The following is a 13,897-nucleotide window of genomic DNA, read 5'->3' on the forward strand; positions in this document are numbered from 1 at the left end:
AGCGCTACACCCTTTGCTATTGAGGCTGGTGAAATTTATTTCACCAGCCTTTTTATATCGTCCTCGAGCAAGACCTTGCAATAGCGACACAGCTGGTCTGACTTACGGTCGACATCGCCCTCATTGCGGCAGTAATGCATCAAGCAGGTATGCTCCCGACAGTGGCGCAATTTGAACGTATGACCCAGTTCGTGAATGGCCTCTTTGAGAATGCGGCTCAAATACGGTTCTCGCGTGTTGAGGGAGCGGTGCCCGTCATTGAGACGCATGGTGGACACCACGCAGGCTTTACCGCCCAGTTGGGCCTCACCATAGACGTGGGTTAGAATCGGGATAAAGAGATCCACCTGAACCAGCGCCAGTACTTTGATGGCGCCTTGCGGGGTATTGCGGGCCAGTTCTTCTATGATCGGGGTGGAATGATACTGCTTGCGATTCGGATGATAGGCAAATTCGATATCCGTCAACAGAGACCGGACGTCTGTTGAGAAGGCATAGATGCGCTGGATTTCGGCACTGATGCGATCCAACAACTCGGGTGAAAAATCTCCGATGGGTGAAATGACGATTGTATTTGGGGATAGCGGCGTCAAGTTATCTTTTCAATATTATACCGTTTGATTTTGCTGTAGAGCGTGGAGCGGTCGATCCCCAGGATTTTGGCACTTCGGGCGATGTTCCATTGATTTTCGGTGAGCACGCGTTCGATGTGATTTTTTTCAATATCCTTGAGTGAGTGCGCTTTTATTACCGGTGCCGGTTCATGGCAGAAAATGGGTAAATTTTCGGGCAAAATTTCGCGCTGCCGGCCAACCACGACGGCGCGTTCAATGGCATTCTCCAGTTCTCGAATATTTCCCGGCCAATCATAAATCATCATTTCATCCATGGCTTCGCGGCTGATGTTATCGATGGGCTTATTGGTTTCCTGGGAAAAGCGATACAGAAAATGCTCCGCCAGAAGCGGAATGTCTTCTTTGCGTTGACTTAAAGATGGCATTTTAAACGAGATGACATTTAAGCGGTAAAACAAATCCTCCCGAAAATCCCCTGATTTGATGGCCGCTTCCAGATCTCGATTTGTAGCGGCAATCACCCTGAAATCAGCCTCAATGGGCTGGGTGCCTCCCACCCGATAAAATACCCGATCTTCCAGTACCCGCAAAAGATCGATTTGCATTCGCATACTGATTTCACCGATTTCGTCTAAGAACAGAGTGCCGCCGTGAGCCAATTCCAGTCGGCCTTTTTTGGTCTCTTTGGCATCGGTGAAAGCGCCTTTTTGATGCCCAAACAGCTCGCTTTCCATCAGATGCTCTGGGATGGCACCGCAATTGACCGTTACAAACGGGCCGTTGCGGCGTGAGCTGTTGGTGTGAATGGCCTTGGCCGCCAGCCCTTTACCAGTGCCGGTTTCACCCGTAATCAGGACGGTTGAATCCATGGGGGCCACATCGCAAATGAGATCAAAAATCTCCTGCATCGGTTTGGATTGGCCGATCATGCTTTCAAAACGGGTCCGATCTTTATATTGCTCTTTTAAGTAAATGTTTTCACGCGCCTGTTCCTGGTGCTGGATGATCTTTTCAATCAGTACACCCAGTTCGTTGGGATCAAACGGCTTGAGCATATAGTCAAAGGCGCCGTCTTTCATGGCCTCGATTGCCGAGGGAATGGAGCCATACGCTGTGATCATGACCACTTCGGCATCCGGGTCGCTTTCTTTGACCTTACGCAGCACATCCAGACCGCTGATGCCCTCCATTTTGATATCCACTAGCAGAATGTTAAAATGGGTCTCATTTATTTTCTCGAGGGCTTCTTCGCCGCTGGCAGCGGTCTGGACGACATGGCCGTCGCGTTCCAGCCAGCCAGCCAGAGATTCACGCATGATGAGCTCGTCATCGACAATCAGGATCTTAATGCTACTCACTGAAACCTCCCTGGGAATCAAGTTTCTCTGTAGCCGGTTTTAATGGCAACTTTACGTTAAAATGGGTACCCTCGTCGGTATTCGATTCCACATAAATGGAACCGCCGTGCTCCTGTATAATGCCATAGGCGACCGACAGGCCCAGCCCCACACCCTTGCCTTTTTTTTTGGTCGTAAAAAAGGGTTCAAACAGTTTTGACATATTTTTGTCCGGAATACCGACACCGGTGTCTTTAACATCAACTACCAATTTGTCGTCGCGCAGCGAATGCCGGGTTTCAATGTGCAATCGGCCACCTCCTTTGGATTCCATGGCTTCGGCGGCATTAGACACCAGGTTCATGAACACCTGCTGAAGTTGGTCCTCAGAGCCGATGAGATCCGGCAAGTCTGGGTCAAGCTTGGTTTCCACCTTAACGCCACTGATTTTTAGCAGGTTGGCGTTTAGGAAAAGCGTCTGTTCGATCAGACGATTGAGGCTAACACTTTTGAGCTCCATTTTAGACTGGCGTGAGAAGGCCAAAAGGTTGGACACAATACGGCTGGTGCGTCGTGTTTCGGTTTCCATCAGGGTCAGATACTGGTTAAACCGCTCGATCTGTTCCGCGCCGATGGTATCTTCCTCAACCATCCGTTTCATCAGCATGATCAAATTGAGAATTCCGGCGATGGGGTTGTTGATTTCATGGACCACGGAAGCCGAAAGTTTGCCCAAAGACGCCATTTTATCCTGGTGGAGCAATTTTTTGTGTGTTTCTTTAAGTTGCCGGGTGCGATCATCAACCATTTGTTCCAGACGACGGGTGATTTCTTCCTCTTCTTTGCGGTGTTGCGTAATATCCCGGCTGATGTGAATAAATTTGGAAACTTTACCGTCTTTTTCCCAGATGGGATAAATGTTGACTTCATAATATCGATTTTGACCATCGGGCATGACGCGGGTCTGGATTTGACGAACATGGCGTTTGTTGCGCACCACACCCTGCAAGGGGCAATCCGTGCGGCCATCATTACAGGGATGATCGATTTTATGATATACTTGGTGGCATTTTTTACCAATGACATCAGCGGGGGTATAGTTCATTTTGTCAAAAAACGATTCATTGGCTTCTAATATTTCCATCTCAGGGGTAATGACCAGAATAAAATCATCGATACCGTTGAGGATGGTTTCCATTTCCTCGGTTCGCTCGCGCAGCTTTTGCTCCTCTTTACCGATGGCCTTCCAAAACATGCGGAACACATGATAGGACAAAATCCGTATGCGGGATGGTCGGGTAGCCAAAATATTTTCGAAAATGTCGGTTTCCGGGGTCAGGATGATGATCAGATGGATGCTGTAGCGCCGATCATAAAGCTGTTTGTAGTCGTCAAAGGTCAGCAGTCCCAATTGGCTGGCGAGCTTACGGCCGGGACTCTCCGGATCCGGATCGGCCACCGCCAATATAGGGGCCACCATTTCGGCCTGTTCGTAGACGGCGGTTGTTTTTTCAAGAATTTCCTTGCACAGGTCGCCGCCGCCGACCAAACCGATACTGATGATTGAAGGTTGTTGCTGCATTTAAACGGACCCCCTGTATGGACAATAAGCGCTAATAATCAGGTGTGTTATGAAGCCTGTCGTTGACGCTGCTCGCCCGCTAACATGAGGGCAGAAACGTATCACGCACTACTTTCGGTTTCAAGCGCATTTTTGACGTTCAAGGACGTCGGGAATGATTTTGCCAGCAGCGTTTCAGAGACGGTTTTTGGTGCAAATATCGGTTGACAAATTAAATAAAAACAAGTAAATTCGCCTCTTCGCGCCACTTGGGCCTAAAGGGCGACGCTGCCCGAAAAAGCCCGCAGGCGCACGGGTTACGGTAAAGATAAGCATTCCAATAGGAATTCGCCTATTGGGCAATATCAGGTTTTCAAGCAGCACCGTTTTCCCCCGCCTCCAAGCGGAATGTTGTTGCTGAATTGGGGTTCATGAACATTGATTGCGAATGCGGATTATCTCTATCAGATCGTAAATCTAAATCAAATTCTGCGTAAGGAGTAAGACAGCATGACGGACAAAGTCCAAGGATCTGTAATGGTTGTCGGTGGCGGCATCGCCGGGATGCAGGCTTCACTGGATCTGGCCAATTCCGGCTATCTGGTTCATTTGGTTGAACGTTCATCTGCCATTGGCGGGTTGATGTCACAGCTTGACAAGACGTTTCCCACCAATGACTGTGCGATGTGAATTATCTCACCCAAACTGGTCGAGGTCGGCCGGCATCTCAACATCGAGCTTTTAACCAACAGTGAACTCTTAGAACTTGAAGGCGAACCCGGGAATTTTAAAGCCCGCGTGCGTCAAAATCCCCGCTACATTGATCTGGATAAGTGTACCAGCTGTGGTGAATGCACCACGGTCTGCCCCGTGGATCTTCCGAGCGATTATGACGAAGGTCTGTGCACCAAAAAAGCCACCTTTAAGCAATATGCTCAGGCGATTCCCGGCGCTTATGCCATTGATAAGGCCGATACGGCCCCCTGTCGCCTGGCCTGTCCGGGCGGACTTAATGTGCAGGGCTATGTGCAGATGGTCAAAGAGGGCAAATATAAAGAAGCCCTGGAAATCATTATGGAAGACCTGCCGCTGCCCGGTGTGCTGGGTCGCATCTGCCCCCACGGATGCGAGGACGCCTGCCGCCGTTGCGAGGTGGAATCGTCGGTGGCCATTCGGGATTTAAAGCGTTTGGCAGCCGATAAATTTGACGCCCGCCAGGTGGAAATTAAATGTGCCCCGCCCAAAAAAGAAAAAGTGGCCATTATCGGTTCCGGCCCCGCAGGGCTTTCGTGCGCTTATCATCTGGTCAAAAAGGGCGTTTTAGCGACCATATTTGAATCCCTACCGCAAGCGGGCGGGATGCTCCGGGTTGGTATTCCGGCCCACCGTCTGCCCCGTGAAGTTTTAGATCAGGAAATTGAAATCATTACCAACCTGGGCGTGGAGATCAAAACCAGCACAGCCCTGGGAAGTGACGTTACCATCGATGGTCTGCTAGAAGACGGCTATAAAGCGGTTTATCTGGCCATCGGCGCTCATAAGGGGATTGAACTGGGTATCCCCGGGGAAAAGACCAATGGTGTGCGCCAGGGCGTTGACTTTCTAAGAGAAGTGAATCTGACCGGCAAGACCGATACCGGCAAAAAGGTGGCTATCATCGGCGGCGGAAACGTGGCTATTGATGTCGCCCGCTCAGCCGTGCGGCTGGGTGCTGAAAAGGTCAACATCGTTTATCGGCGCACCCGCAACGAAATGCCGGCCTGGGAAGAAGAAATCCAGGCGGCAGAAGATGAAGGTGTTGAAATTACCTATCTATCGGCACCCCAGGAGGTGTTAACCCGCGACGGTCAGGTGGTGGGTCTGCGCTGTATCCGCATGGAGCTCAGTGAGCCCGACTCTTCCGGGCGCAAGCGACCGATTCCCATTCCCGGAAGCGAATATGAAATCGAAATCGATCAGCTGATACCCGCCATCGGGCAACGGCCGGATTTGTCCGCCTTGGAAGATATTACCGGGCTGACCTACACCCGCTGGGGGACGACTGAAGTCAATTCGGTCACCTATGCCACCGAGCGCGACGGGGTATTTGCCGGCGGTGATCTGCAGACCGGTCCCTGGGTGGCCATCGGTGCCATTGGCGCCGGTAAGGAAGCCGCCGAATCCATTCTAAGGTATATCGAAGGGCATGATATGGCCGAAGGCCGCGAGCCGGTGGTCAACGAGAACCCGGTTTATCGACCGATACCCGAAGACGAACCCATCGTCGAACGGGCCAAGATGCCCGAGCTGGCTGTCAGCAAGCGTCAGGGCAACTTCGATGAAGTCGAACTGGGGTATGGCGAAGAAGAAGGTCGCGCCGAAGCGGCCCGCTGTCTTAACTGCGGGTATTGCTGTGAGTGCTATCAATGCGTGGAGGCCTGTCTGGCCAATGCCGTTGATCACAGCCAGCAGGCTGAGTTCAAAGAAATTGAAGTCGGCTCGGTCATTCTGACGGCCGGTTGTGAACCCTATGACCCCTCCCATCTAGAAAATGTCTATCATTACAAAACCAGCCCCAATGTCATGACCAGTCTGGAATTTGAACGCATCCTGTCGGCCTCGGGGCCGACCATGGGCCACCTGCAGCGGCCCTCGGACGGCAAGGATCCCAAAAAGATTGCGTGGCTGCAGTGTGTGGGCTCGAGAGACAACAACCAGTGCGGCAACAGCTATTGCTCATCGGTGTGCTGCATGTATGCCATCAAAGATTCCATGATCGCCAAAGAGCACGCCGAAGAAGAGCTGGATTGTGTCGTGTTCAATATGGACATCCGGACCTTTGGCAAAGACTATGAGAAATATTACAATCGCGCCAAAGATGCCGGTATCCGGTTTGTCAAATCACGAATCCATTCCATCGATGAAATCGCAGACACCGGCAATCTTAGCATCCGCTATATGGATGATGCCGGTCAATTGCAGATCGAAGAATTTGATATGGTGGTGTTGTCGGTGGGCCTGCAGGTGCCGCAATCAACCGTTGAATTGGCCGAGCGTCTGGGGGTTGAACTCGATGACGCCCGCTTTGCGGTAACCCATCCGTTTACCCCCGTCCAGACCTCGCGTCCGGGTGTTTACGCCTGTGGTGTGTTTCAGGAACCCAAAGACATTCCCAGCTCAGTGACCGAAGCCAGTGCGGCTGCTTGTGCCGCCGGTGCCAGTCTCAATACGGCCCGCAACACCCTGACCCGCAGTGTGGAAATTCCGGAAGAAATTGACGTTACCGATCAGGATGCCCGGGTGGGGGTATTTGTCTGCAACTGCGGTGTTAATATCTCCAGCGTCGTAGACGTTAAAGGCGTTACCGAGTATGCCAAAACCTTGCCCAATGTGGTCCATGCCCAGGAAAACCTGTTTACCTGCTCCCAGGATTCACAGGATGAGATGAAAGAGATCATCAAGGAGCACAAGCTCAACCGGGTGGTGGTAGCGGCCTGCAGCCCCAAGACCCATGAGCCCATTTTTCAGGATACCATGGAATCCTGCGGCTTAAACAAATACCTGTTTGAGATGGCCAATATTCGCAACCAGGATTCCTGGGTGCACTCTGAAGCATCTGAAGTCGCCTCTGAAAAAGCCAACGATCTGGTGCGCATGTCGGTGGCGCGGGCGACCACCCTGCACCCGTTGGAAGAAAAGAGGATCCCAGTCATCCAAAAAGGCCTGGTGATCGGAGGCGGCGTGGCCGGTATGAATGCCGCCCTGGGTCTGGCCGATCAGGGATATGAAGTCGCTTTAATTGAAAAAGAGGCCGAACTGGGTGGATTGGCCAATCGTCTAACCGCCACCATTGAGGGCGCCAATATTGGTGAATATGTCTCTGACCTGGTTTCGAGGGTGACTGCGCATGAAAAGATTCAGGTGATTGCCAACTCGCTGGTGGTAGGTTTTTCAGGCTTTAAAGGCAATTTTACCACCGAGATTCTGGTGGCGCCGGACATGATCCAGCGCAAAATTGAGCACGGCGTGGTGATCGTCGCCACCGGGGCCCACGAATATTCTCCCAAAGAATATCTGTACGGCGATGACCCGCGGGTGATGACCCAGCTTGAGTTGGCTGATCGGATGCAAAAAGGCGAACTGGAAACACCCGAGCAAGTGGTCATGATTCAGTGCATTGGATCCCGTAATGATGAGAACCCCAATTGTTCCCGCGTATGCTGTCAGACAGCCGTTAAAAACGCACTGCATCTCAAGGAAAAATATCCGGATGCCCAGATTTATGTGTTGAACCGCGATATCCGCACCTATGGGCTTTTGGAAGACTATTATACCGAAGCCCGGCGCGAAGGGGTCTTCTTTTTCCGGTACGATTCCGAAGATCCACCAGTGGCTGAGAAGGGCAAAGACGGCATCGAGGTCACTTTTACCGACCACGTGCTCAATCGCAAGCTGAACGTCAGCACCGATCTGCTGGTCCTTAGCGCCGGTGTGGAAGCTGAAGATACCGAGGAGCTGGCATCGATTGTAAAACTGGCGCGCACACCGGAAAACTTTTTCATGGAAGCCCATGTCAAATTACGACCGGTGGATATGGGCACCGAGGGCATTTTCGTGTGCGGCACGGCCCACAGCCCGAAGCTGATTTCAGAAAGCATTGCCCAGGCCTATGCCGCGGCTTCGCGGGCGGTCACCTTTCTGAGTCAGGCCTATTTGACCCTGTCGGCGGTCACCGCCCAGGTTGAGGCGGAAAAATGCGCCTCCTGTCTGATCTGCGTACGCTCCTGTCCGTACGATGTGCCCAAGATCAATGCCGACGGTGTCAGTGAAATCGATGAAGCCCTCTGTCATGGCTGCGGTATTTGCACGGCGGAGTGCCCGGCCAAGGCTATCCAGCTCAACTGGTACGAGGATGATCAGATTATCTGCAAGGTGGATGCGCTGTTGGAAGGCGTGCTGTAGAATGCGGAATTTGGAATTAAATTAACCACAGAGATCACAGAGAACACAGAGAGACACAAAAAAATAATTTTAAAACTCTGTGAACTCAGTGTGCTCCGTGCTGAAAATTGTCATAATTTCAGAGAGGAAACCATGAGCAAAGATTTTGATCCCATTATTATTGCTTTTTGCTGCAATTTCTGAGGGTACACAGCAGCGGACCTGGCAGGTTCGATGCGACTGCAATACCCGACCAATGTAAAAATTGTGCGGGTTCCCTGCACCGGCAAAGTCGATGTGATTCACATCATGCGGGCCTTTGAAAAAGGCGCCGACGGTGTGGCGGTGGTCGGGTGTCTTGAGGGCGAGTGCCACTTTAACGCCGGTAACCTGATGGCGAAGCGGCGGGTGGAGCAGGCCCAGAAAATATTGGATACGGTCGGGATCGGCGGCGAGCGGGCTCAAATGTATAACCTGTCATCCAGTGAAGGCCCCCGCTTTGCGCAATATGCCACCGAAGTAACTGAAAAAATAAAAGCGTTAGGCCCCAATCCCATCCGGGATGCCAAAAGCAAGGCGGCCTGAAGCAAACCAAATTGTCGGTTGATCCCGCCTGAGGCGGGCTTACGGGCGAACGGGTCCACCGGCTTAACCAAATAACTTGAGAGAGGTTGTATTCCATGATTGTTGCGGACAAAAAACCAATTGAGGAAATCATCGAATGCCTCAAAGATCACAAGAACATCCTGGTGCTGGGCTGCAATGAATGTGTCACCGTTTGCGAAGCCGGCGGCAAGAAAGAGGTCGGTGTTTTGGCTTCGGCTTTAAGGATGAATGCCAAAAAGGAGGGCAAAGAGGTCCAGATCGATGAAATTACCCTCGAACGGCAATGTGATCGTGAGTATCTGGATGAAATCCGGGATTCGATCGACAAGTATGATGCCGTGGTCTCTATGGCCTGTGGTGTCGGGGTGCAATTTACCGCCGAGCAGTATCATAACACGATGGTATACCCGGGGGTGAACACCACCTTTTTGGGTGCCACCGAAGAGCGTGGTGTGTGGACCGAGCGCTGCCAGGCCTGCGGGCAATGTATCCTGGCCACCACCGGTAGCATCTGCCCGGTGGCGCGTTGTGCCAAACGGCTGTTGAACGGCCCTTGCGGCGGCTCGACCACCGGCAAATGCGAGATTAACGCCGAGGTCGACTGTGCCTGGCAATTGATCGTCGATCGCCTCCAGGCCCTGGATAAACTTGATCAATACGAAAAGCTCTGTCCGATCAAGGACTGGTCGACGGATAGAGCCGGGGGACCCAGAAAAGTCGTAAGGAAGGATGTGCAGCAATGACAACAAATACACCGAGCAAACTGGAAAAAATTCTCAAAGAAGGGCATCTGGCCGTTACCTCGGAGTGCGGGCCGCCCCGCGGCAGCAATATAGATCACATTGTTCAAAAAGGCGAGTTGATCAAAGATCATGTCGATGCCATCAACATCACCGACAACCAGACCTCCATGACGCGTCTGTGCAGCCTGGCTGCCTGTATTCGTCTTAAATTGATGGGTCTGGAGCCGGTGCTGCAGATGGTCACGCGCGATCGCAACCGCATTGCGCTACAAAGCGATATTCTCGGCGCTGCTTCTTTTGAAATCAACAATATCCTGTGCCTGTCCGGCGACCATCAAAGCTTTGGTGATTGCGCCCAGGGCCAGAATGTGCATGATATTGACTCCATTCAGCTGATTCAGGCCGTGCGCCATATGCGCGACGAAGGCAAATTTTTGGGTGGTGACGAGCTTGACGGCAAACCCCAGATGTTTGTGGGCGCGGCTGCCAACCCGTTTGCCGATCCGTTTGAGATTCGGGTGCCGCGTCTGGCTAAAAAAATCGCCGCCGGCGTCGAGTTTATTCAGACCCAGTGCATTTACAACCTGGAAAAATTCGAAGAGTGGATGAAAGGCGTGCGCGATCGCGGCCTGCATGAAAAATGCTATATTCTGGCGGGCTTAACCCCCATGAAATCGGTGGGCATGGCCAAGTACATGCAAAAACGCGTGCCGGGGATGGATGTGCCCGAAGAGGTCATCAAGCGCCTGCAAGGGGTTGAAAAAGGCAAACAGGCTGATGAAGGCATCAAGATGTGCATCGAGTCCATCCAGCGCTTAAAAGAATGTGAAGGCATAGCCGGTTTCCATGTCATGGCCATCGAGTGGGAAGAAAAGGTACCCGAGATCGTTGAAGGTTCCGGTCTTTATCCCCGACCCAACGGCAAGTAACGCCTATTCATAAATCGATAAATTTAAACCCTGTCTTGATTTATCAAGACAGGGTTTTCTGTTCACATCGCGACATGAACCGGCAGGGTCGCTGTATGATCGACAGAAAAGTTTTCGGCCTTGCATATGAAACAATTTTCATCTTTTAAACCTCACCAACCTGCCTTGTCCATCCATTTGCGTCGAGATTTCGATTTTGCACAATGATATTAGATATGATAAGGCAATCCCGACATGCAAAAAGGAAGGTATCAGAGAAAAGATGGTCTGTTTCCGGACAGAATCCCGGTGAGAATCATTCTTCCGGCGGCGCTTACCGTGATCCTTTTTGGCATGACGATTTTTTTTCTGCTGCTTCCCCTTATTAAAGAAAAGCTGGTGGATGGGAAGCGTGAGATGATCCGCGAACTTACCGAATCCACGTGGAGCATTCTCGCTGCTCACGCCCGCAAAGAAGAAAACGGACTGCTCACACGCGAACAGGCCCAGGCTTCGGCCATCGAAAATATTCGCCGCCTGAGATACGGACCGGAGCAAAAAGACTATTTCTGGATCAACGACATGCACCCCCGCATCGTCATGCATCCCTACCGGCCGGACCTGGAAGGAAAGGACATCTCCGGCTACACCGACCCGAACGGCAAGCGCCTGTTTGTGGAATTCGTCAAGGTCGTCCGGGCCCAGAGCGAGGGTTACGTGGACTATGAGTGGCAATGGAAGGATAACCCCGGCCGCATTGTCCCCAAGATCTCTTATGTGAAGGGATTTGAACCCTGGGGCTGGATTGTCGGCACAGGGATATATGTCGAAGATGTCCGTGCTGAAATCGCTTCAATCACCCGGAAGCTGACCCTGATTAGCATCGGGATCCTGACCATTATCGTGGCCTTATCCGTCTATATCGTCCGCCGCGGTATGATCGTTGAACAGGAGAAAAAGCAGGCAGAGGAAAAGGCCCGGCTTCGTCAGGAACAGCTGTTTAGAGCATCGAAGATGGTCTCTTTGGGCACGCTGGTTTCCGGTGTGGCCCATGAGATCAATAATCCTGTTACCTCTGCGCTTTTAAATACCCAAACGTTGCGAAAAGTGTGGGATGGCGTCTTGCCGATATTGGATGAGCGCTCGCGAAAAGATGGGGACTTTAAAGTAGGCGCCATGACCTATAATGAAATTCGAGAGCGGATGCCGATGCTTTTGTCACACATCGAGGACGGCACGCGTCGGGTCCGTGATATCGTCACCGATCTAAAAGATTTTGCTCGGGAAACCCCTGCCGAGCGTTCAGACGACATCAACGTAAACGACATTGTCGTTAAGGCCGTTGGGCTGGTGTCCAACCTGATCAAGAAATCGACAAACGATTTTTCGGTGGATACCATACCCAATCCGCCCGTCTTCAAAGGCAACGCCCAGCGGATCGAGCAGGTCGTCATCAACCTGGTAATGAATGCCTGCCAGGCCCTGGTAGACAGCGAACGGGCCGTTCGGGTCCGCACCGGCATAGATCCAGCCAAAGGCCGTGTGTTCATAGAGGTCGAAGACGAAGGAAGCGGCGTACAGCCGGAGGCGCTGCAACACATTAAAGATCCATTTTACACGACCAAACGGGATGGCGGTGGAACAGGACTGGGCCTTGCGATTTCGGATCGGATCGTCCGCGACCATGAAGGGCAGTTAGCGTTTATTTCCGAGCAGGGCAAGGGCACAACCGTTCGAGTCTATTTTCCGGTACCCGACGATTCAAGTCGACAAGTGGGAAAAACCAATGAGTGATTCGGCAAAACATTCGGAAACATTGCACCCGCGGCGACCGATTATGATTGTCGACGACGAGGAGCCGATCCTTCTGGCGATCGACACCACCTTGCGAATGGCCGGCATGAACAACACGATCACCTGTGGAGACAGCCGGCGCGTACTTGACCTTATTTCCGATGGGCGCATTGAGCTGATGCTGCTGGATCTAAATATGCCACACATTACCGGGGAACGGTTGCTGGACGCCATTAATCGGGACTATCCGCATATTCCGGTCATCATTGTTACCGGGGCAGTGGATGTTGAGACCGCAGTAAAATGCATTAAGGCCGGCGCGTTCGATTATGTAGTTAAGCCGGTCGAGGCGGAAAAGCTTCTAACCGCCGTAAATCGTGCGATCTCTTTCCAGGACCTGAAACGGGAGAATTTGGCCTTAAAGCAGCATATGCTTGCCGATACGCTGGAGAAACCCGAGGCCTTCGGCGAGATCGTCACTAACAATCAAAAAATGCTGCTGATATTTCAGTATATCGAGTCCATCTCCCAGACGTCACAGCCGGTGTTGATCCGGGGTGAAACCGGCGTCGGCAAGGAACTCATTGCCCGGACCCTCCACAGATTGAGCGGGCTAGAAGGCAATTTCGTAGCTGTCAACGCGGCCGGTCTAGATGATAATGTATTTTCAGATACGCTTTTCGGTCACGTGAAAGGCGCTTACACCGGTGCAAACCGAAATCGAGACGGGTTGATCGAGCAGGCGTCAGGCGGCACCCTTTTTCTGGACGAAATTGGAGACTTGAACCATGCCTCCCAGGTGAAGTTGCTGCGACTGCTCCAGGAAGGGGAATATTTTCCTTTGGGCAGGGACAAGCCGCGCAAGTCGGACGCCCGCATCGTCGCCGCTACCAACCGGAATCTTTCCCGGCTCCTGGAAACCGGCGAATTCCGCAAAGATCTTAACTATCGTCTTCGCACCCACCGCATATATATTCCCCCCTTGCGCGAGCGACTGGACGACATCCCGCTGTTAGTGGAGCATTTTTTGGAGGAAGCTGCACAAACGCTAGAAAAGAAAAAACCAACGCCCTCACCCGAACTGCTTACTTTATTAAAGAATTATTCCTTTCCGGGCAACATCCGGGAACTGAAATCCATGATCATCGACGCGGTCAGCCGACACAAATCCGGCATCCTTTCGCTGCAGGCCTTCCGTTCGCATATCAAAAGAGGCCAGCCGGAAAAACCCGGTCAGGCCAAGCATCAGCCAGATGCAACCAGAAAGTCCGCATCCATTATATTCCCAGGTCCCGATCTTCCCACCATCAAACAGGCAACAGATCGCCTTGTCCGGGAAGCCCTGCAACGATCAAATGGAAACCAGTCGATCGCAGCAGGGATGCTGGGGATCTCTCAACAGGCGCTGAGTAAGCGGTTGAAGAAGGATCGCGAAAAATAATTTCTGCACAGT

Annotated in this window: 9 protein-coding genes; 6 read left to right on the top strand and 3 right to left on the bottom strand. The window is 52.1% G+C overall.

What is annotated here, in order from left to right; all coding sequences use genetic code 11:
• Positions 1 to 35: 35 nt before the first annotated feature.
• Genes QNJ26_05730 through QNJ26_05740 form a run of 3 tightly spaced genes read right to left on the bottom strand, consistent with a single transcriptional unit; the run spans position 36 to position 3,494 of the window.
• Positions 36 to 593 carry an archaemetzincin gene (locus tag QNJ26_05730; protein MDJ0985025.1) on the bottom strand — a complete coding sequence of 186 codons (558 nt, stop codon included), beginning with the start codon at positions 591 to 593 and terminating at the stop codon, positions 36 to 38.
• Positions 590 to 1,933, bottom strand: coding sequence for a sigma-54 dependent transcriptional regulator (locus tag QNJ26_05735; GenBank protein ID MDJ0985026.1), 1,344 nt, complete (start codon positions 1,931 to 1,933; stop codon positions 590 to 592). The genes QNJ26_05730 and QNJ26_05735 overlap by 4 nt, the downstream gene beginning before the upstream one ends.
• The gene (locus QNJ26_05740; GenBank protein ID MDJ0985027.1) at positions 1,926 to 3,494 is read right to left on the bottom strand and encodes an ATP-binding protein; all 1,569 of its coding nucleotides are present in this window, start codon (positions 3,492 to 3,494) and stop codon (positions 1,926 to 1,928) included. Before QNJ26_05740 ends, QNJ26_05735 begins: the two co-directional genes overlap by 8 nt.
• A gap of 489 nt (positions 3,495 to 3,983) precedes the next feature.
• Between QNJ26_05740 and QNJ26_05745 the strand changes: the two genes are divergently transcribed.
• The 6 genes from QNJ26_05745 (at position 3,984) to QNJ26_05770 (ending at position 13,885) form a co-directional block, all read left to right on the top strand.
• Entirely contained in the window at positions 3,984 to 8,414 is a 4,431-nt protein-coding gene (locus QNJ26_05745) for an NAD(P)-binding protein (GenBank protein ID MDJ0985028.1), read from the top strand.
• A gap of 132 nt (positions 8,415 to 8,546) precedes the next feature.
• Entirely contained in the window at positions 8,547 to 8,978 is a 432-nt protein-coding gene (locus QNJ26_05750; GenBank protein MDJ0985029.1) for a hydrogenase iron-sulfur subunit, read from the top strand.
• A 95-nt stretch (positions 8,979 to 9,073) separates the two neighbouring features.
• Positions 9,074 to 9,742: a methylenetetrahydrofolate reductase C-terminal domain-containing protein gene (locus tag QNJ26_05755; GenBank protein ID MDJ0985030.1), complete on the top strand. Its 669-nt coding sequence runs from the start codon at positions 9,074 to 9,076 to the stop codon at positions 9,740 to 9,742.
• The gene (locus tag QNJ26_05760; protein ID MDJ0985031.1) at positions 9,739 to 10,671 is read left to right on the top strand and encodes a methylenetetrahydrofolate reductase; all 933 of its coding nucleotides are present in this window, start codon (positions 9,739 to 9,741) and stop codon (positions 10,669 to 10,671) included. Before QNJ26_05755 ends, QNJ26_05760 begins: the two co-directional genes overlap by 4 nt.
• A gap of 234 nt (positions 10,672 to 10,905) precedes the next feature.
• A complete protein-coding gene (locus QNJ26_05765; GenBank protein MDJ0985032.1) occupies positions 10,906 to 12,444 on the top strand; it encodes a cache domain-containing protein in 1,539 nt (512 codons plus the stop codon).
• Positions 12,437 to 13,885, top strand: a complete 1,449-nt coding sequence (locus tag QNJ26_05770) for a sigma-54 dependent transcriptional regulator (GenBank protein ID MDJ0985033.1) — start codon at positions 12,437 to 12,439, stop codon at positions 13,883 to 13,885. The genes QNJ26_05765 and QNJ26_05770 overlap by 8 nt, the downstream gene beginning before the upstream one ends.
• Positions 13,886 to 13,897 lie beyond the last annotated feature (12 nt).

Source organism: Desulfobacterales bacterium (genome assembly GCA_030066985.1).
Classification (GTDB): domain Bacteria; phylum Desulfobacterota; class Desulfobacteria; order Desulfobacterales; family JAHEIW01; genus JAHEIW01.